A 17,843-nucleotide genomic window follows, 5' to 3' on the forward strand; every position below is an offset into this window, starting at 1 on the left:
ACCCGAAGCGACAGCGCCCGAGAGGCTGCCGCTCCGGAAGCTAGACCGGGCGGGCGGGTCATTGCTCTTTGGACAGGGTTTGCGCCGCCGTGTCGATTGTGTTGGCTACGACCTGCGCCTGTGACAGGAAAAGGGCATGGCTAGCCGACACCTTGGTGATTTTGGCGTTTATGCGGTGCGCCATGTGCAGCAGCATGGCCTGATCAAATGCCTTATCCTCGGTGGCAATAACAGCCCAACTCGGGCGGGTCCGCCAAGCGGCATGGGTCAGTTTGGTGCCAAAAGCCGACAGGTTGATAGGCACCTGAGAGTCAGCCATAAAGCCGGCCTCGGCGTCATTGATGTCGTGGGCGAACCCGGACTTGAATTTGTCACGCGCGACATAGGCAAAGCCATCAGTTCGTGTATCGAGGACAAACGCCGAAGCGGGTGCGAAGCCCTCATATTGCTGAGCGGTCGTTTCACCTGCGTCGGGTGCCAGGGCTGAGACGTACACCAGACCCGCGACTTTAGGGTCATCACCCGCCTCGGTGATGACCGTTCCGCCCCACGAGTGACCGACGAGAAGGGTCGGACCGTCCTGTTGATCCAGAGCGCGTTTTGTGGCCGCCACATCATCGGCCAGAGAGGTCAGCGGGTTTTGCACGATGGTCACGCGATAACCGCGCTGGGTCAGCCGGTCATAGACGGCGCGCCAGCCGCTGCCGTCGGCAAAAGCACCGTGAACCAGCACGACATTTCGGACGGTTTGAGTTTGCGGGATCGCGTCTTTTGCCGAAGCCGGCGAAATCGTCATCAGAGCGAAGGCGGCCGCGAGGGCCACAGAGTTCATGTTTGTCATCGTCATCTCCATATGTTTTCGGAATAAATGTTATCGCGATAAGTTATGAATTAGAGGGCCGACGCCTCTCCGTCAAGTGAAAAATTATCGCGATATTGTTTTTTGCGATATTTTAAGTTACAGAAAGAAAAAGGAGCCAAACATGCCAGACATCCACAACGAGGCGCCGCCGCCTCTGGAAGCGCAGCTGTGCTACGCCATCTATTCGGCCGGGATCGCCATTCAGCGCATCTATAAGCCGTTACTGGACGAGCTGGGCCTGACCTATCCGCAATATCTGGTGCTCAATGTGTTGTGGCGCCAGGACGGACAAAGTGTCGGCGCGGTGGCTGGTCACCCGTGCGCGCAATCCCCAGAGCGAGCGTCAGGTGCTGCTCACCTTAACGCCCGCCGGTCGCGCCATGCAGAGCCGGGCCGGGTGTCTGGCACAGGCCCTGCTGGAGGCATCCGGGCAAAGCCCTAAGGCGCTGGGCGAACTGAATGCTGACATCCGCCGCCTGCGCGATAGTCTTTATACTGGGATTGAGGGTTGGCAGGCGCCAGCCTGACCGCCGCGCAGACCTCCTTTTTGACGAGCTTGTCAATTGTCTCAACCTGTGAGAGATTTGCGACAAAATAGATAAGAGGGGGATTAAATGCGCAGACGCCTTTCGGGCCTGACCATAGGCACGACCTTGAGTCTCTGTCTGGCCGCCGCGCCAGTTTGGGCTCAGACCAACACGTCCGAAACCACTCAGGTGATCGTCAAGGCGAGCGCCCGGCCGCACCTGAGCGAGGAGGTCGCGCCCCCGCCGATCAGCGACTTCATTGTGCCGCCCCGTATCGAGCAGATCGCCCTGTCGCCGGACGGCAGCCGCTTTGCCTTCATTACGCGCAAGGCAGGGTTGCGGCTTCTCACGGTATATAATGTCGATGACGGCAGCAATCAGGTCATCCGCCTGAGCGAGGACCCGCTCTCGGCCCTGACCTTTCTCGATAACGATTTTATCGTGCTGTCGGACACACGGACCGCGTCGCGCAGCACCTGTCCGTCGGGGCTGGATAAGGCGTTCAAGGCGCCGCAATCGGTCGATGATTATCGCTCAGCCCTGACAGACGGCGGCTTCGGCAGTGGTGCCACGAACAATTCCGGGGCCAGCGAAGACTGGCTGATCGCTACGATGATCTCGACCGCCCTCACGCCGCCGCCGTGCAGGAGTTACGGGGTGCGCGCTCATGAGGCGGCCGCGATTGTCGATCTGCGCACCAGACAATCCATCAGCCTTGGCGCGCGCATGGGCGGCGACTACGACCAGATGCCGCTCGGTCTGCCCAAGCCCGTGATGATGGACGGCAAGCTCACTCTGGTGGGTCCGTTTCTCGAACTGCGAGACAAGTCGATCGCCGGGCAGGTGGCGCAGCGCGTCTATCTGTGGAAGGTCGATCCGCAGACGGGACGCGGGCGGATCATCGACGACAAGGGCGGTGATCTCGACCGGGAGGGTAGCTATGTCGATGACTGGCTGACCGATGATAAGGGGCAGCCGCAGGTGCGTGCGCAATATACCTATATCGGTGAAACCTTTGCCATCGAGGTACGTCAGGACGGTAAGTGGAAGCCGCTTCTAACGCGCAAGATAGACGCCAAGGCCCACACCTTCGCCCCCTTCCTGGTGGGCCGCGGGCGCGACGGTCAGTCCCTGCTGCTGCTGGATGCAGCGCCTGGCTCCGATGGCAAGCGCTTCCACTATGTCGAACTGTCGCTCGACGGCAAGGTGTCGGAACCGCTTAATGAGGACGCCGCGCGCGACCGTCCGGTCTTCCATCCGCAGACGGGGGCGCTGGCGGGCTTTGCCCATGACGGCGAAGTCACCACCTACACCTTCTTCGACGCTGACCTTGCCGATTATTACAGCCATGCGGTTGATACGGCGCCCGGTCAGGCTGTGCGCGTCGCGGCTATGGCCAGTGACCCGGCCAAAATGATCCTGTTTGCTCAGGGGGGTGATGATCCGGGGTCGTGGGCCTATTATGACTTCATCAAAGGCAAGCGCGTCGATATCGGCTCCCACTATCCGGACGTGCCGCCGGAGTGGGTGGCGTCGCAACGCACCGTGCGTTATGCCGCTGCCGACGGCCTGACGATTTCGGCCCTTGTGACCCTGCCGCGTCAGGGCGAGGTCAAAAAGCGCGCCCTGGTCGTTCTGCCGCATGATGGGCCTCGGGCGCATGTGGGACGCGGCTATGACTGGCTCGCACAGGTTCTGGCCTCGCGCGGTTATGTCGTCCTGCAACCCAATTACCGCGGTTCGGATGGCTATGGCGCGGCCCTGCGGGAGGCCGGAAAAGGGCAGTGGGCGGGCAAGAGCCTGAGTGATCTGGCGGACGGCGTCACCTATCTGGCGGCGCAGGGTCTTATTGACCCGAAACGCGTCTGCATCGCCGGCGAAGGCTATGGCGGTTATGCGGCACTCAAAGGCGCACAAGGGCAGACCCCTTATCGCTGCGCGGCGTCTATTAATGGCATTATCGACCCGGCGGACTACCTTAAGACGGCCCGCAGCAATGCTCCGGCCGATGCCATAGCGTCGCTGAAGGCCGATCCCGCGGCCCCGCGAGCCTTCGTCGCCGACGCCCTGTCACCGGCCCTGATCGAGACGCAGTTTGGCCAGACACCCCCTCCGGTCATTGGTGCCGCTGACATCAGCAAACCTGTTTTGCTCATTGCCAGCCCCAATGACGCCGTGGTCCCATCAGGCCAATCGCGCGCCCTGCGCGATGCCTTGCAACGCGCCGGGAAACCGGTCGCCTTTGTCGAATTGCCCGACAATGGTCACGAATTGCAAACACAGGCGAGCCGTCTCAGCGTCGCGCAAGCCCTGATCGACTTTCTGGCGAAACACAACCCGGCGAAATAGGAAGGCACACAGACAAGGCACAGACGGCGTGTGCCTCTCTGCGCGCACAGGTCGCGTAACCGTGTTGAAATTAAGCGTTTCGAAACCATGATCGACTACGCATTTTTGAGTAGTAGATCGGGTGTTCGTATGTTTGCAAAGTCGCTGCCTCTCAAGCTGTCCGCCTATTGCGGGCTTGCCCTGTGCCTCGCCTTCGGTATCGGCGCGGTTGTAATCACCAGCCAGAGCGCGGACGCTCAGCACAAACAAAACGCAGAGATACAGCTCAACCTGGCCAAAAGCCAGGGAGAGGCCGTCTCGCGTCGGCTTGATCTGGCGGCAAAAGCAGCGGCCGAGATAGGGTCTGCGGCCATCGCGCTGAAGGAAAGCGGGGCCACCTCCCGCACCACTCAGGATGCCGTTCTGAAATCTGTACTGGAGCGCAATCCGGAGATTTTAGGCGCTTACACGGCCTATGAGCCGAACGCCCTTGATGGGCAGGACGCCAAATATTCGGGCACCGAGGGTACGGATGCCTCCGGCCGGTTCATCTCCTACTGGAACCGGGGATCGGGATCGATCATCCGGGAAGTGCTCGCCGATTATGACAAGCCGGGCGCAGGCGATTACTATCAGCGCCCCAAAAATGAAGGTCGTGCGGTCGCTATTGAGCCGTACATCTATCCTGTGGCGGGTAAACCGGTCCTGATGACCTCGTTCACGCACCCGCTGCAAGTCAACGGGCAGTTCATAGGCATTTCGGGTGTCGATATTGATCTGGGTAGCCTCAATGCCGAGATGGCAAAGGCAAAACCCTTCGGCACCGGCTTCGTTGCGCTTGTCTCTTCCACGGGTCTGGCTGTCAGCCACCCGGACGCCAGGACACTGGGCAAGCCTCTCGCAGAGATTGACCCCAGCACCGCAAGTGCCGCGAAACAAGCCATTGAGAGCGGTAAGCAGGTCGCGTTTGACGGCAAGGGCATAGACGGAAAAAGCTGGCGCTATCTGGCGCTCCCCATCAAGGCCGGGGCCACGGGTGACGTATGGGCCGTTGTGGTCGAGGTTCCGGTTGCGACCCTCAATGCAGACATCAATCGCAGTCTGGGAAATATGATCCTCATCTCACTGCTTAGCATTGTCGCGGCTCTGGGTGCGCTCTACGTGCTGATAAGTCGGATGGTCGGGGTGCCCCTGCGAAACCTGGGATCGGTCATAGATCGCATGGCGGCTGGAGATCACAATGCGCAGGTACGCGAGGCGAGCCGCTCGGATGAAGTGGGGGCCATCGGCAAGGCGGTGATGTCGTTCCGCGAAAGCCTGAGGCTTAAGGCCGAAGCCGAGGCGGCAAGGGAGCGCGATCAGCAAAGCGAACAGACGCGCCAGCGTCAGCAGTCCATGAATGAACTGGCCTCGCAGTTTGAGACCGCGGTGGGCGGGATCGTCGAAATGGTGTCGGCGGCCGCCACGGAAATGCAAGCGACGGCTCAGCAACTGACGTCAACCGCGCAGGAGTCCGCCTTTAAAGCCAGATCGGTCTCTGTGGCCGCCGAGGAGGCCGGGACCAACGTGACGTCCGTGGCGGGCGCGGCCGAAGAACTGGGCGCATCCGTTTCGGAAATCAGCCGGCAGGTTGAACACTCTCTGGCCAAGGCCCGGGAGGCGGTCTCCGAAGCCGAGACGACGCGCGCGATTGTGCACGAACTCTCCGAGGCGTCCGGACGCATCACCGGCATCGTCGATATGATCTCGGGCATCGCCGCGCAAACCAATCTGCTGGCGCTAAACGCCACGATTGAGTCCGCGCGCGCGGGCGAGGCCGGACGCGGCTTTGCGGTCGTGGCCTCGGAAGTCAAGACGCTGGCTCAACAGACGGCCAAGGCGACCGATGAGATCAATCAGCAGATTGCGGCCATTCAGACGACAACCACGCAGGCCGTCGCCGCCATTGAAAACATCTCGGCGACCATTCAGGCCCTCAATGATTCTTCGGCGACGATCGCCAGTGCCGTCCAGCAGCAAGGCGGCGCTACCCACGAGATCGTCCATTCCGTGACGCGCGCCTCTGCCGGTGCTTCTGAGGTTTCCTCAAACATTTCCGGCGTTGCCCGCATGGCGGAAGAAACCGGGCAGGGGGCGTCTCAGGTGCTGAGTGCGTCCTCCGAACTGGCGCAACAGGCCGAACGGCTCCAGGGCCAGGTTCACGCCTTCCTGGCTCAGGTCAGGTCCGCCTGAAAGCGGCATTGCGGCCGGGCATTTACCCGTGATTGGGCGTGCCCGGCGGCTGTAAACGCCCCAGCGGCCGCGCCACTAAGGTTCGACCACAAGCGCGTCACCGACATAGACCTGATAGTCTTTGATGCGACCCGTTACGCCGTCTCCGCCTTGTCTCGGTGTATAACGCAAGCCCGCAACTTCGATCGTCCGGCCGAGGTCAATTGCCAGATAATGCGGGTGATCGCGGACGTCGGCTGAGCGAACGGCCGTGTGCCAGAAATCGGCGGCCTGACCGTTGATCGCGTTCACGGCCGCACCGTTCAGGCTCGCGACCTCCTCACTATCGACATAGGCCACGGACCAGTCCGACTGGTTGATGGGCTGTCCCGCCTTATCGAGAAGGGCAATTTCGGCGACAGCGGCAAACCCTTTCTGGTCATGCGCATTTTGCGAGACAAGGCAGAACTGTCGGCCTTTTGCGGGTGTCTCAAACATCACGTCCTGGCTGTTTGACCCCTGACGGAACGCCCCCGAATGCGTCGGAGAGGTGTTTGCGAGGGCCAGGGTGCGATTGGATTTGGGTTTTGGCAGATCCCTGTCGAGCCGCAGTTCGTCCAGTATGGGGGTCGTTTGCCCGAGCACGACCGGCGTGTCTGGACCCGTAAGATCGAGGACCACAATTTCGTTCACCCCCTTCTTAATCCAGGGGCCCGGAAGATACATGGTCTGGGTGGGGCCGATGCTCCAGTAGCGACCCAGGCAGCGACCATTGATCCACACGATGCCAAGGCCCCAGTTCGACAGGTTCAGGAACGTATCGTCGCGCGACGTCGCGGTGAAGGTGCCGCGATAGAAGGACGGCCCGCTCGCCTTGTCCCGCGTCCAGTTGAGCTTCGGCAGGTCGCCATTGGCACCGAAATCAATCGCCCGCAGTTCCCAGTTCTCGACAGGTATGGGCGCCGAGCCTTTGGGGGTAAAGGTGACCGGCCCCTGAAGGCCCTTGCGATCATGAACCTCCACCCCAAAATTCACGCGCGCGATGGTATAGAGCAGGATTTCAATGACCGCGTCACGCGATCGGGCGGGGATAGCCACAGAGGTACGCTGATGGCGCACATCAAAAGTGCCTACCTCTTTTCCATCGACCCGAATCCAGGCCAGATCGCGCGCCTTGTTCACCTTGAGCACGCCTTCAGGCCCGGCCGGCAAGACGGCCTTGTAAGAGACCAGACCGCGGCTGATACCGTAGGCTTCGATGGATCGAAGCTCACGCGTCCGAACGGGGTTTGAGGGATAGCCGGCGCTCACGGGGGCACATTCTTCAAGAGTGAAGGGGGCCAGAGCCATCGTGTTCTTCTGCGGAGGGGGGGCAGGCAGCCTTTCCCCGGTCTTCAAAAACGGCCGCATGGCCGAGCGGTAGGCCTCGAACTTTTCCCCGATCCGCCCCGCTTCGCTAATCGGCGCATCATAATCGTAACTGGTCGTGTCGGGCTGAAACGGCCGGTCACAGCCGCCCCAGAGCCCAAAGCTCGTGCCGCCGTGCGCCATGTAGAGGCTGAACGAGCCGTTTTGCTGGAGCATCCACTTGATGTCGGCCACAGAGCTTTGAACGCCACCGGTTCGGTGACCGGCGCCCCACACATCAAACCACCCGGAATAATATTCGCCGCACATCAATGGCGCGCGTTGGACGGAGCGCAGGGCATTAAAGCCCGCTTCCGGGTCATTGCCGAAGTTCGCAACAGACAACAGCTCAGGGATATGGGTTTTGGCGACAACGTGGGTCGGATTACACTGGAAGAGAGGCACGTCAAACCCGGCCCGCTCAACGGCCTTGCGCATGCCTTGCAGATACTCAAGATCGTTGCCGAAAAATCCGTACTCGTTCTCGACCTGCACCATCAGGATGGGGCCGCCTTTGGTAACCTGAAGCGGGCCAAGATGGCGACCCACCTCTTCAATCCAGCGGTGCGCCGGCCCGGTGAAGGCCTCCGCACGGGTACGCAGAAAGGCATCGCCTTCGGCCTTCAGCAACCACCAGGGCAGGCCCCCCATTTCCCATTCGGCACAGGCATAGGGGCCCGGTCGAAGAATGACCCAAAGACCTTCTTTCTGGGCCATCCGGCAAAAGGCAGCGGCATCCCTTTGCCCTTCCCAGTCAAACTGGCCCTCATCCCACTCGTGGTAATTCCAGAACAGATAGGCGCATACGGCATTTAACCCCATCGCCTTGATCATCTTGAGACGATGCGGCCAATACTCACGAGGCACGCGGGGGAAATGCATCTCGCCACATCGAATCTGGATGGGGCGACCGTCGAGCAGAAAGTCGGATGGCCCGATCTCAAAATGGTGGCCTTTTGCCGCAGCAGGGGTGCCCGGCATAAGCGCCGACACGGAGGCGGCCATGCCAGCGGAGAGGGTCAGGCGACGCGAGGGGAGAAAGGGCATACCGGCAGACTTTCCTGAATAATCTCACCCACCGAAGGGCTCAGGCAAAAAATTATATGACAAATATGCCCGAAGCAATGAGAAATTGTCAGACCTATGACCGACCGGAGAGGGTGGTATTGCCACTCCGGGCGGTTAGAGTTCCACGATAGTTCAGTTTAAAATCGGTCGAGTATGTGCGGCGCGTAGGTTCGGGCTAGGGCGAGAACGGCTCGAGGCAAGAACCTCAGCAAGCGAATTCGTTCGACATCAGTTGAGTAGAAACACTCATTTGGTCGTAGTTGTCCAGACATGCGTGATTGTAAGCCACGATGCCACGATCTGCGATCCGTCCACGAACATACGGGTCTCTAGAAATAATCGCAGATCTGCGAACTTAAGTGACGATGCCTAGATTTATTTGGAACGCGTACGGGCACGGCAGACCACGCTTACGCCTCGTTTAGTCTGATTGCGCCTCAGCGGCTATTGTAAGTGTCCCATAGCGCTTTAAGAGGCTTTCGGCTTTTCTGCATGTAAGGTGTGTCAAGCGATACTTGACGCGCCTTGGGCCGTCAAGTATAACTTGACGCATGCTTATCGAGTCCATCCGTCACAAGGGGCTGCGAAGGTTTTTCGAATCTGGAAACGCTAAAGGCCTTGTCGGAGACGTTTCAAGGCTAAGAAAGATGCTCGCGTTCATCGACGCTGCTGCTGATCTGGACGAACTCTTCGCGCCTCCCAATTACGGTCTCCATGCACTTGGGGGAGATCGTGTGGGCACTTGGTCAATGACGGTCACTCGAAATTGGCGTCTGACGTTTGAGATGGATCAAGACGGAGCGTTAATTAACTTGGATCTGGAGGATTATCATGGCGATTAAAATGCATGCAGCGTTGGCCGTCCATGCGGGCGAGTGGCTTAGAACTGAATTTGTTGAGCCCTATGGTATCACGATCAAGGCCTTGGCTGACCACGTTGGGGTGACTCGTCAGGCGCTAAGCACTTTGCTAAATGGCCACTCCAGCCTCTCTGCGGAAATGGCGATCCGTTTCGAAAAGGCGTTTGGCGTAAAGGCGGAAACTTTAATGCGTATGCAAACTGCCTATCAATTGGCGAACGCTCGCGCGCACGAGGATAAGGTTGATATTCGTCCGTTGGCCAAGGTTGCATAGCCCGTGTATCGGAAGATGGAATACGAGGTTGAAAACGATGATGCCGTCGTCGGCATCGAAGTCAAAGCCGGAACAAATATCGATGCGGACAGTTTCAAGCATCTGAAGTGGTTCAAGGCGAATATGACTGAAGGCAAATCCTTCAACGGGATCGTGCTCTATTCCGGCGAGTATCCTGTGCCGTTCGGCGATGGCCTGTGGGCCATCCCGACAAGCGCGCTTTGGTGCGCATAATATATATTCTGGAAATAAAATTTAAGTTGAGACAAGTGCGGGGAGGGGTGGACCGGCAATATTCAACATAGTCCTCAACTCGGGGGCTTACAGGAAACCTCTATCTTGAAAGCTAGGGGAAAAGGTGGCCAATGGCATTACTAATGTCAGGGGGAGATTTTTGAGCGGTTCGGCGCTGTATGCAGCATACCAACTCGCAGCACGCACGTTTTTTGCGTCTATGATGAGCAACGTTCCCCCAACCTGTTCTGAAGTTCGTAAGCATCTAAGGGCTGCGGCCGCTAGTAGCTGCCCACCCAGCCCTAACCCTGCGACGGAGAGGTCCGTCGCTATCCGTGCCAACTTGAAGCCCGCGATCTCGTGCCTCGCCAATCCTTTTGCGAGATGTGCGGGGACCTGATCGTGCGATATTGCGGACGGCGTTACCGTGTAGAAACCGAGAATCCGTTGTGACTTAGCGTTTTCGATAGCGCAAAAGGTTTTCGACGCGTTTTGCTCATGACTCTGCCGAGCAAATCGCTGCAGAAATTCGTTCATCTGGGTGTCGCCACAGTTGAATGATTTTCGATCATGCGACTTGGCAATTGGTGCTTCGTGCCAGTCCGGGAGGATCATAGTGCGGACGGCAAAGCTGCAATAGCGGCCCGCAGTTTTGCATTTGGCTTAGGCGGGTTTTCGAGCAGCTCAAGGACCCGAGCGAAGTCCCGTCTAGAAAGGACGACGGCTTCAGCGGCTTCAATCACTGAATCTGCTTCTTTCAACGCTGTCTGCATGATGAAGTTGGTGAGGTCCGTATTTTGAATCGCCGCGGCCCGGATCAGCTTGGCTTTTGCTTCTGGCGACACCCTCAAATGCACTCGCTTATTGTCATCAATGGCTACGCTTGGCATCGGAAGCTCCACACAAAGGAATTCTAACTCATTGTACATGTAGGCGGGAAAATGTCAAGCTGTACGCCATGAATGCGCACAACGCATAATATAGATTATGAGAACGGAGATCAGGTTCACATTTGTTGCGTTCTGTGCGTCGAAATGCGCAACAAGGTCCATTCTTAATGTATCCGCGAAACTAAGGCGCACCGCGACGCTAACCACAAAGCATAGCGGTGCGCCGATTATTTGGACTCAAAAAAACCCGAAAAGAACTACAGAGAACACGATAAACATACGTGAGTGTGGCGGCGATAATGGGTTCTGGTGCGGTAGCTTTTTCGGGCAAGAGGTTCTACGGCGGCGTTCAGTATCCGTCCTGTTCCGGGCTTCGGGCCGTGCATTGAATTCGGGGCTTGCTTTTTGCGACCGGTACTGGCGATTGAGTGTTCGGAAGATTCCATTTTCAGAGGGTAAAGAATGGCAAGAAGAACGGCCTCAATTGACGCTATCATCAGGGGTTTGGCCGACGGAGGGCAACTCGGACTCGCTGATCTCGTCGCTGCGGAAATCGATCGGCTTGAACCGCGTTCGCTCCCCAAGACCAGTCGCAGGGAGACGGCTCACGAAGAACTGCGCCAGGTCTACGTCGCCGATCAGCTTATAACCCGGGTCATTAAAAATGAAATAGGCTTGCGTCGTGGATTGCGGGAGAGTGCCTTTAGGATGGGTGTCCGGCAGGTCGAAACCATTGAAGCAGGTCCCGACGAGAAGCCCGCGCGGATCGTGGATGTCCTGACCGATTCCGGCCGCATCGAAGCACTCGAGACTTTCCTCGAGACCTGGCAATCCCAGATCGGTCGTTTCCGCGAGGGGCAGCTGATATGACGAAGACACTCACAAAGAAGCCCAAGGTCGCGCCGGCGCTTGAAGAGGCCGTCAAGGTCGCCGCCAAGGCGCTGAGCCTGACGCTTCCGGATTTACTAAGCAGCAATGGGAAGGCGTATGAGGCTTGGTTTCTTTTCTCGCTCGTTGAACGCGTTCGCCAAATGAGGGTCGATATCAAACCCTACGATCACAAGGACAAGCCGGCGCAGGTATTTCGGATCAAAGGCGGACCGGGTAATATTGTCAGCGCCTCGGCCAAGGGAAAACAGCCCTGTCACTTCCGGATCGAAAGTACTAAAACTTTCCCGCTCGAGCTGCACCTCAGCATCAACCACGTCGGAGGAAGCGGTGAAACACACGAAATGGACGTCAGCCTGATGCCCAAGTTCGTCGTCGATGGCATTCGTAAGGGATCCAAAGGCACGCCTTACAACGGGCCGCGCCATCTGTGTATTGAACTCAAGAACCATGCCCAGACCAGCGTACTGGACAAGAACGTCGCCCGGGCCCTTCTCGGAGCCGCTACTGACCTGCGGGAAGATCGCATGGTGGTCGGAGCCGGACTGTACATCGACCCCTATCATTTCCATCAAATGTTCGGTCTTGTAACGGCCGCCAACATCGGCGACTCCTCCCAAAAGCTGTTGGCTAACTATGAGATTGCATCGTTCCCGGACGTCTATCCTTCGTCAGGCAACGGGATGAATGCGTTCAATTCCATTTCGGCTTATGTTCAAAAGATCGCCAGTTAGCGGGTAGCGGAGCGTGAAAGTTGTTCGCTACCTGGTCTGCGGACCTAGCTATGCTTTATTTGCCTTGTTGGCCAAAGCCGGCGCCGGTTTGTATGGCTTTTTCGCGTTCGACTGATTCGGGGCGAGGCCGGCTTACACCCAACCACTGGTCGGCGCCGATGCCGTCATTGCCGTGCAGCGGCACCGAACGAGCGCTAGTCTCTGGATTTCGTATCGGATCAACTGACCGACCGGCACCCATTGCGCATACTCTGCATGGTCGACGACTGCACCTGGGAGTGTCTGGCCTTGGTTGTCGACACCTACCTGTCTGGCGGGCGCGTTGCCCGTGAACTCGATCTGATTATTGCCCAGCGAGGTAAGCCGAAGATGATTGTAAGCGACAATGGCACTGAGTTCACCAGCTATCCGCTTCTTCCGGGGGCCTGAAATTTCGATATGGATCGGGGTTAGGATCCGGCTCGTAGCCGTGGCCGAGGGCTAGCGCCTACGTTTCGTCCGACGCAATGCGATTTTTTGACGAAGAAAGGTAAGTGATGGAAAGAGAGCCTGCGCCACAGAGTGCAATCGCTACGCCAGGAGAAATTCTACTCGCGGAGTTTCTCAAGCCCATGAAGATCGCGGTCGAGGCTTTTGCAGATCAAATTGGGCACGATCGATGTCTCATCGACGGTTTCATTAAAGGGCAGCATCGTCTTGAGCCCGATGTTCTCATATCAATCGACCGCGCCCTCGGCCTGAGCGATGGCTATTGGAGCAACCTGCAAGTCATTTACGACACCCAAATGACTAAATAGCACACTAAGTAAGTTGGGCAGGTGGCAGGTTTCCAGCCAGATCGAGAATGGCTCGCGTAATGACCCCGATAGCCTGCTGATTGGTGCAGACGGAGTAAAGCTTGCACATAATGCGTTCCAAACTGTGAGGCCAGCCGTGTGCATGTTAGCCCTTGGTGGGTCAGTAGGGCTGTGACCTACGTGGGGACCCAGTGCGGGTAGGGTCGTCCGTCAGCTTCCTGTTCCTTCACCAGCACTTCGGTGCAGCCTATGAGCCTGCCTCAGACCTATGTTGACGGCTTTTTCGTTGAGTGGGAGGCCGGCGAATACAAGGCGCGCGTTGCCATGCTGAATGGGCGCTCCAAGACCTCGAAGGTCTTCGGTGTCCGCAAACCAAAGGCTCAGCCGGCCGATGAAAAGGCCACGGCCCGTCGGCCGCAGGCCGTGCGAGAGCGGCTGGAGCGAACGGTGCGGCAAACGTCAGAGGTAGTGGTCAAGATCTATTCGTCCTGCAAAAGGTTGAAGCAGATCGGACGCCATATCGATTATATCAGCCGGAGGGGCGAACTAGAAATCGAGGACCAAGACGGCGATCGGCTCATGGGCCGGGAAGACGTCAAAGCCGTGGTCGAAGAGTGGCGTGACGGCGGCATTGAGGTTCTGGAGGGTAAAAGCGATCGGCGCGGCACCCTCAATATCGTATTTTCCATGCCGGCCGAGACCGACGAGGTCAGCCTGAAGCGGGCGCTACGCGCATTTGCGAAAAGAACATTCTCCGACCTCCCTATGTCTTTGCCTACCATACACCATCAACAGATCCGGACCCGGAACCTCAAGAGCACCCGCACATCAAACTGAGCGTAAAGGTCGAGGGGCGCTCTGCCGTCGTCTGAACCCGCGTAAGGCGCATCTCCAAAAATGGCGAGAGGGTTTCGCGGCTGATCTGCGAGCCCATGGCATATATGCGAACGCCACCAGTCGTCTGGCTAGATTAAACCCCCACCGCGGTGTGTCGCGCGCCAGGCTGGCGGTGGAGGCGAAGGGCCGAGCGACGGCCCCGGCGCCTGAATCGATACCAGATCCACAGCGATCGAAACGGGCCGAACGCCTAGAGGCTGGGCGCCTCGAATATTATTACGCCGCGGCTTACACGCTGTCCCAATCCGAGTTGCCGTCGGATCAGGCGCTTTCTCTAGCCCTTGCGAGCTTTCATGGCCGCATCAAATCGGGGAATATTCCTATGCCGGCGCCGCAGCGCCGATCCCTGCCTTCTGAACCCGATCGGTAGGCGTGTTTGCGTATCAAGGGTGATTGGACTGCATTTTTACACGACCAGGGTGTCGGCCAGGAAATCAACAAAGGCCCGAACGCGTCCGGATACCGCCGGCTGGCCGGCGAAGACCGCCTGGATGATCTCTGTTTCGGTAGAGCGATATAGTTCGAGGACGGGGATAAGCTCTCCCCTGGCGATTTCCCCGCTGATATGGAATGCACCCACGCGCGCCAGCCCGAAGCCCGCGATCGCGAGCTGGACCAGTGCCTCTCCGTTATCGACGATAAACGGACCGTTGGGCAGCCATTCGACAGGCGATCCGCTGACGACAAATGGCCACGGGAAGGTTCGGCCGGACGTTGCAAGTCGCAGGCAAACATGCTGCTCCAGCGCATCCGGCGAGAGAGGCGTTCCATACTGCGCCAGATAGGCTGGAGATCCAACGATCAGACGGGCACTTTCCGCCAGCTTCCTGACCTTAAGGTCGCTGTCCGGCAATCTCCCGATGCGGATCGCTACGTCGGCCTCGCCAGTCGTAAGGTCGACGACCCTGTCTGTCAGGCTGACCTGAACGGTGACATCGGGATAGAGCGCGTTAAACGCATCGATCAGTGGCAGTATGTGCAAGCGGCCGAAGGCGATCGAGGTCGAGACCTTCAGCAATCCCCGCGGATGTACGCCATCGCCAAGGGTCTGCTCCAGCTCGTCGAGGTCTGCCAGGATACGGCGCGCACTGCGATAGCAGGTCTCACCCTCTCGGGTCAGACGGAAGAGCCGGCTTTCCCGAACGATCAACCTGGCGCCGATGCGTTCTTCAAGCCGTTTCAGCATCCGCGATGCCGTCGAGGGGACGAGCCCCAAGCGTCGTGCGCCCGCCGATACGCCGCCAGCCGCCACGATCGCGGCAAACACTTCAAGCTCCCCACTGCGTCCGCTCAGGTCAGTCATCGTTGCCTCCAGTGCAAAGATAATTGCTTAATCACGCGCTTTTTGGCCACCGCAAAATGTATATCGTTGCATTTCAGCAAAGGAGATTGCTATGACTGTATTCATTACCGGTGCCAGCGGCTTCATCGGCGGCGCGGTCGCTACACGATTTATCAGAGCCGGCCACACCGTGCGCGGCCTCATACGCGATGCCACAAAGGCGGATAGCCTGCGCGCTTTCGGCATCGATCCGGTGATCGGTACACTGTCGGATGCCACCCTTTTGTCGGAGGAAGCGAAACGCGCCGACGTCGTCATCAATGCCGCCAGCAGCGATGATAGGGCAGCGGCCGACGTCCTGATTGGGGCTTTGTCGGGGTCGGGCAAGACCCTTATCCATACCAGCGGGTCGAGCATCGTCGCCGACGAGGCGCGCGGTGAGCCATCGGACGCGGTTTTCGATGAGGATACCCCGCGTTCCCCCAAGCCCGATAAGGAGGCCCGTGTCGCTCTTGATCGTGCTATCCTCGACGCGCCAGGGGTCCGATCTATCGTTCTGTGCAACAGCCTGATCTACGGTGACGCTCTGGGGCCGGACGCCCGCAGCGTTCAACTACCGCGTTTGGTTGATCTTGCCAAGTCCACCGGCGCCGCACGCTACATAGGGCGTGGGCTGAACAGATGGTCAACCGTCCATATCGCCGATGTCGCAGACCTTTATTTTTTGGCCTACGAGCGCGCGCCGGACGGTTTCTTCGCTTTCGTCGAGAACGGTGAATCGGCCTTCGCGGACATGGTTCAGGCGATTGCGGACGCGCTCGGACTTGGCCAGGCGACCGGCATGACCAGCGAAGCGGCGGAATCCGCGTGGGGGCGAGAAGTGGCGATCTTCGCACTTGGTTCCAACAGCCGCGTGCGCGCTAAGCGGGCGAGGGCGCTTGGATGGACACCGGCTCAAGGCTCTGCGGAAGCTTGGGTACGTCAAGCCGTCCGATAATTTTTAATGCGCCAAATGTCGGCGACGAGATCGCGGCATGTGGCGATAGGCTGCTTTTAAGGAGAGAGACCGACAGAGAGCGTCCAGGGGTTGCCGGCACGAGACAGACGTGACGCCTTCGCGTTTCAGACCGTTAGACGACGCGCGACATGCAACTTGATGCCTTCGATCGCCAGCCACTAAACCTTGTTCAGGAAGGTACGGACCGCACAGCCGACAGTCTCGCGGAGGACATCGCCCTCTCGCCGTCCGCCATCCAGCGACGTCTGAGGCGTCTCAAAGAAACGGCCGTCATCTAACGCCAGATCGCTGTGCTTGATCCCGTAAAGGCTACAAGCCGGTCCTGTTCATAGCCAGTCTGGAAGTTGAGCGGGAACTGCCGGAATGCTTTGCCGCTCTACGTCGTTGGCTGGCAAAGGAACCCAATGTCCAGCAGGCCTATTCCGTAACCGGCGAGGCCGACTTTGTCGTGATCATCGCGGCACCCGACACGACCGTCTACGATGATTTGATGACGCACCTTGTGGGTGAACATGTAAATGTGAAACGCTTCAGCACCAATGTCGCGCTGAGGATCGACAAGCGAAGCCTCACCCTGCCAATGGACGACCTCGAAACCTGACGCTGGTTCCAAACAAAATTGTCTCGACCGGATATTATCGCGCAGCCAGTCTGAAACCGACGAAAGTGCCGACGGCCCAGGAGGCTCAGGCGCTGTCGACAGTTAATGCTGTGGCCACGAAGCGTAAAAGGCGACACCTGCACCAGATGGCCGGATGTCAATTCGCTTTCAATCAGTTTCAGGCTGAGAATAGCGGCGCCTGGGCCGGCTCCGGCTGCTTGTGTGGCGTGAATCTCATCGGGAACTCCAAAATGACCCAGGCTCTCCAAAAATTGGGAGCCTGCTTCGGCCTGCCATTTTTCCCAGGTCGGGTTGAGGGGGTGCGGCGCTCTCCAACGAATGTGTATCTGCGGCCGTCCACTGAGGCTGCCGGCAATTGCAGGCGCTGCGACAGGCGCGAAAGCATCGGTGAGAATGACTTCGGGACAGGTGTCAGCAGACGGCAGAAACTCCAGCCGGATAGAAATATCGACCGGGGAGTTCAGTCGGTTATCACCCGCGGCGCTGGACAAAATCTGTAGATCGACCAGGGGCAGATCGGCGTGAAATTCGCCAAGCCTCGGGACGAGCCATCGGCTCAGGAACACATTCGAAGCGGAGAGTGTCACGCTGGTGCGCCATCGGGACTCGTGCAGACGGAATAAGGCCGCTTCGATCGCATCGAAGCCTGTCTGCAGGACGGGAAACAGGCGCGCACCGGCTTCGGTAAGCTCTATCTTCCGCGCACCCTGCTCGAACAGGATAAAGCCAGTATGATCTTCCAGGGCCGGACCTGATGACTGATCGCTGTCGGCGTGACATTCTGCTCGCTTGCCTCGCCCTTATAGCTAACGGCTCGCGCGGCGGCCTCGAAGGCGCGCAGAGAAGACAATGGTGGTATTCTACGCATGGGAACGGTGTCTTTAGTTGCAGACATGGCTCCGGCTGCATGCCACCACGGAGCCAATGTAATTGGACGGCGGCTA

General features: G+C 58.7%; 17 protein-coding genes and 2 pseudogenes. 14 read left to right on the top strand and 5 right to left on the bottom strand.

The window, feature by feature from the left end:
• Positions 1–58: 58 nt before the first annotated feature.
• Complete coding sequence (locus tag PQU94_RS07880; RefSeq protein ID WP_272740921.1) at positions 59–841, bottom strand: alpha/beta fold hydrolase; 783 nt, start codon at positions 839–841, stop codon at positions 59–61.
• A 142-nt stretch (positions 842–983) separates the two neighbouring features.
• Between PQU94_RS07880 and PQU94_RS07885 the strand changes: the two genes are divergently transcribed.
• From PQU94_RS07885 to PQU94_RS07895, 3 genes are all read left to right on the top strand, one after another.
• Positions 984–1,304 (top strand): MarR family winged helix-turn-helix transcriptional regulator, encoded by a 321-nt coding sequence (locus tag PQU94_RS07885; protein WP_368407065.1) that lies wholly within the window; start codon positions 984–986, stop codon positions 1,302–1,304.
• A gap of 172 nt (positions 1,305–1,476) precedes the next feature.
• Positions 1,477–3,738, top strand: coding sequence for an alpha/beta hydrolase family protein (locus PQU94_RS07890; RefSeq protein ID WP_272740922.1), 2,262 nt, complete (start codon positions 1,477–1,479; stop codon positions 3,736–3,738).
• Positions 3,739–3,867: 129 nt separating this feature from the next.
• The gene (locus PQU94_RS07895) at positions 3,868–5,949 is read left to right on the top strand and encodes a methyl-accepting chemotaxis protein (protein WP_272740923.1); all 2,082 of its coding nucleotides are present in this window, start codon (positions 3,868–3,870) and stop codon (positions 5,947–5,949) included.
• A 75-nt stretch (positions 5,950–6,024) separates the two neighbouring features.
• Here PQU94_RS07895 and PQU94_RS07900 read toward each other — a convergent pair whose 3' ends face one another.
• Positions 6,025–8,382 (bottom strand): beta-galactosidase, encoded by a 2,358-nt coding sequence (locus PQU94_RS07900; RefSeq protein ID WP_272740924.1) that lies wholly within the window; start codon positions 8,380–8,382, stop codon positions 6,025–6,027.
• 572 nt (positions 8,383–8,954) lie between these two features.
• Between PQU94_RS07900 and PQU94_RS07905 the strand changes: the two genes are divergently transcribed.
• Genes PQU94_RS07905 through PQU94_RS07915 form a run of 3 tightly spaced genes read left to right on the top strand, consistent with a single transcriptional unit; the run spans position 8,955 to position 9,771 of the window.
• Positions 8,955–9,245: a type II toxin-antitoxin system RelE/ParE family toxin gene (locus PQU94_RS07905; RefSeq protein WP_272740925.1), complete on the top strand. Its 291-nt coding sequence runs from the start codon at positions 8,955–8,957 to the stop codon at positions 9,243–9,245.
• Positions 9,235–9,537: a HigA family addiction module antitoxin gene (locus tag PQU94_RS07910; RefSeq protein ID WP_272740926.1), complete on the top strand. Its 303-nt coding sequence runs from the start codon at positions 9,235–9,237 to the stop codon at positions 9,535–9,537. The genes PQU94_RS07905 and PQU94_RS07910 overlap by 11 nt, the downstream gene beginning before the upstream one ends.
• A 15-nt stretch (positions 9,538–9,552) precedes the next feature.
• Positions 9,553–9,771 (top strand): DUF4143 domain-containing protein, encoded by a 219-nt coding sequence (locus PQU94_RS07915; RefSeq protein WP_272740927.1) that lies wholly within the window; start codon positions 9,553–9,555, stop codon positions 9,769–9,771.
• Positions 9,772–10,382: 611 nt separating this feature from the next.
• On the opposite strand, the gene PQU94_RS07920 is transcribed toward PQU94_RS07915, so the two are convergent.
• Entirely contained in the window at positions 10,383–10,661 is a 279-nt protein-coding gene (locus tag PQU94_RS07920) for a type II toxin-antitoxin system TacA family antitoxin (RefSeq protein ID WP_272740928.1), read from the bottom strand.
• Positions 10,662–11,123: 462 nt separating this feature from the next.
• Between PQU94_RS07920 and PQU94_RS07925 the strand changes: the two genes are divergently transcribed.
• The 5 genes and pseudogenes from PQU94_RS07925 to PQU94_RS07945 all read left to right on the top strand — a co-directional run bounded on the left by PQU94_RS07925 (position 11,124) and on the right by PQU94_RS07945 (position 13,917).
• Positions 11,124–11,531 (top strand): hypothetical protein, encoded by a 408-nt coding sequence (locus PQU94_RS07925; protein WP_272740929.1) that lies wholly within the window; start codon positions 11,124–11,126, stop codon positions 11,529–11,531.
• Entirely contained in the window at positions 11,528–12,283 is a 756-nt protein-coding gene (locus PQU94_RS07930; RefSeq protein ID WP_272740930.1) for a hypothetical protein, read from the top strand. Before PQU94_RS07925 ends, PQU94_RS07930 begins: the two co-directional genes overlap by 4 nt.
• Before the next feature lie 147 nt (positions 12,284–12,430).
• Positions 12,431–12,709: pseudogene (locus PQU94_RS07935) on the top strand (DDE-type integrase/transposase/recombinase); the annotation flags it as partial.
• A 110-nt stretch (positions 12,710–12,819) separates the two neighbouring features.
• Entirely contained in the window at positions 12,820–13,080 is a 261-nt protein-coding gene (locus tag PQU94_RS07940; protein ID WP_272741195.1) for a HigA family addiction module antitoxin, read from the top strand.
• Between the two features lie 249 nt (positions 13,081–13,329).
• The gene (locus PQU94_RS07945) at positions 13,330–13,917 is read left to right on the top strand and encodes a hypothetical protein (RefSeq protein WP_272740931.1); all 588 of its coding nucleotides are present in this window, start codon (positions 13,330–13,332) and stop codon (positions 13,915–13,917) included.
• Between the two features lie 466 nt (positions 13,918–14,383).
• On the opposite strand, the gene PQU94_RS07950 is transcribed toward PQU94_RS07945, so the two are convergent.
• On the bottom strand, positions 14,384–15,280 hold the full coding sequence (locus PQU94_RS07950; protein WP_272740932.1) for a LysR family transcriptional regulator: 897 nt from the start codon (positions 15,278–15,280) through the stop codon (positions 14,384–14,386).
• 91 nt (positions 15,281–15,371) lie between these two features.
• On the opposite strand from PQU94_RS07950, the gene PQU94_RS07955 reads away from it, so the two are divergent.
• The 3 genes from PQU94_RS07955 (at position 15,372) to PQU94_RS07965 (ending at position 16,878) form a co-directional block, all read left to right on the top strand.
• The gene (locus PQU94_RS07955) at positions 15,372–16,256 is read left to right on the top strand and encodes an NAD-dependent epimerase/dehydratase family protein (protein WP_272740933.1); all 885 of its coding nucleotides are present in this window, start codon (positions 15,372–15,374) and stop codon (positions 16,254–16,256) included.
• Between the two features lie 149 nt (positions 16,257–16,405).
• Positions 16,406–16,555 carry an AsnC family transcriptional regulator gene (locus PQU94_RS07960; protein WP_272740934.1) on the top strand — a complete coding sequence of 50 codons (150 nt, stop codon included), beginning with the start codon at positions 16,406–16,408 and terminating at the stop codon, positions 16,553–16,555.
• A 110-nt stretch (positions 16,556–16,665) separates the two neighbouring features.
• Positions 16,666–16,878 carry an Lrp/AsnC ligand binding domain-containing protein gene (locus PQU94_RS07965; RefSeq protein ID WP_272741196.1) on the top strand — a complete coding sequence of 71 codons (213 nt, stop codon included), beginning with the start codon at positions 16,666–16,668 and terminating at the stop codon, positions 16,876–16,878.
• A gap of 146 nt (positions 16,879–17,024) precedes the next feature.
• Here PQU94_RS07965 and PQU94_RS07970 read toward each other — a convergent pair.
• Positions 17,025–17,486, bottom strand: a pseudogene (locus PQU94_RS07970) (LysR substrate-binding domain-containing protein); the annotation flags it as partial.
• Between the last annotated feature and the right edge of the window lie 357 nt (positions 17,487–17,843).

The sequence above is a fragment of the Asticcacaulis currens genome, from assembly GCF_028550395.1.
GTDB lineage: Bacteria > Pseudomonadota > Alphaproteobacteria > Caulobacterales > Caulobacteraceae > Asticcacaulis > Asticcacaulis currens.

Coding starts and splice junctions, on each gene's coding strand:
- PQU94_RS07915 (WP_272740927.1), top strand. CDS start 9,553: ATGGAATACGAGGTTGAAAACGATGATGCCGTCGTCGGCATCGAAGTC.
- PQU94_RS07880 (WP_272740921.1), bottom strand. CDS start 841: ATGACAAACATGAACTCTGTGGCCCTCGCGGCCGCCTTCGCTCTGATG.
- PQU94_RS07960 (WP_272740934.1), top strand. CDS start 16,406: ATGCAACTTGATGCCTTCGATCGCCAGCCACTAAACCTTGTTCAGGAA.
- PQU94_RS07940 (WP_272741195.1), top strand. CDS start 12,820: ATGGAAAGAGAGCCTGCGCCACAGAGTGCAATCGCTACGCCAGGAGAA.
- PQU94_RS07945 (WP_272740931.1), top strand. CDS start 13,330: ATGAGCCTGCCTCAGACCTATGTTGACGGCTTTTTCGTTGAGTGGGAG.
- PQU94_RS07890 (WP_272740922.1), top strand. CDS start 1,477: ATGCGCAGACGCCTTTCGGGCCTGACCATAGGCACGACCTTGAGTCTC.
- PQU94_RS07930 (WP_272740930.1), top strand. CDS start 11,528: ATGACGAAGACACTCACAAAGAAGCCCAAGGTCGCGCCGGCGCTTGAA.
- PQU94_RS07895 (WP_272740923.1), top strand. CDS start 3,868: ATGTTTGCAAAGTCGCTGCCTCTCAAGCTGTCCGCCTATTGCGGGCTT.
- PQU94_RS07950 (WP_272740932.1), bottom strand. CDS start 15,280: ATGACTGACCTGAGCGGACGCAGTGGGGAGCTTGAAGTGTTTGCCGCG.
- PQU94_RS07900 (WP_272740924.1), bottom strand. CDS start 8,382: ATGCCCTTTCTCCCCTCGCGTCGCCTGACCCTCTCCGCTGGCATGGCC.
- PQU94_RS07925 (WP_272740929.1), top strand. CDS start 11,124: ATGGCAAGAAGAACGGCCTCAATTGACGCTATCATCAGGGGTTTGGCC.
- PQU94_RS07905 (WP_272740925.1), top strand. CDS start 8,955: ATGCTTATCGAGTCCATCCGTCACAAGGGGCTGCGAAGGTTTTTCGAA.
- PQU94_RS07885 (WP_368407065.1), top strand. CDS start 984: ATGCCAGACATCCACAACGAGGCGCCGCCGCCTCTGGAAGCGCAGCTG.
- PQU94_RS07920 (WP_272740928.1), bottom strand. CDS start 10,661: ATGCCAAGCGTAGCCATTGATGACAATAAGCGAGTGCATTTGAGGGTG.
- PQU94_RS07955 (WP_272740933.1), top strand. CDS start 15,372: ATGACTGTATTCATTACCGGTGCCAGCGGCTTCATCGGCGGCGCGGTC.
- PQU94_RS07910 (WP_272740926.1), top strand. CDS start 9,235: ATGGCGATTAAAATGCATGCAGCGTTGGCCGTCCATGCGGGCGAGTGG.